Here is a 458-nt window from a genome sequence, read left to right on the forward strand (position 1 = left end):
CTCCCCCACCGGCCCGCCGGCGAGCGCCGCCCCGGCGCCCGCGTCACCCAGCGCCGGGGCCGCCGCCCCGCCCGGCACCCCGCCGGGCCGGGTGACCCTGCGCGACCGGCGGGACAACATCGCCCTGGACTGGGAGTACCCGGCGGGCGCGGAGGGGCCGGTGGTCATCTCCGGCGGGCGCGCCGGGCAGGACCCGCGCGCCTTCCAGGAACTGCCCGCCGGGACGAACAGCTTCGTGGTCTACGGCCTGGACCGCACCAACGACTACTGCTTCACCGTCGCGGTGGTCTGGTCCACCGACACCGTCGCCCGCGCCCGCCAGATCTGCACCCGCCGCCGCTGACCCCCGCCCGCCAGGCCCGCACCCCCGCCGCCGACGCCGGCAGCCGGGGCCACTTTCGGAGAAAGCGTGGCCATTCGGCGCCGGACAGGCACGCTTTCTCTGAAAGTGCGCGCGG

Annotated in this window: 1 pseudogene; it reads left to right on the forward strand. The window is 77.7% G+C overall.

From position 1 onward, the window contains the following. A pseudogene (locus ACSNN7_RS29050) lies at positions 1 to 343 on the forward strand (tetratricopeptide repeat protein); the annotation flags it as partial. Positions 344 to 458: the final 115 nt, after the last annotated feature.

The organism is Micromonospora sp. URMC 105, assembly GCF_051386295.1.
Classification (GTDB): Bacteria; Actinomycetota; Actinomycetes; order Mycobacteriales; family Micromonosporaceae; genus Micromonospora.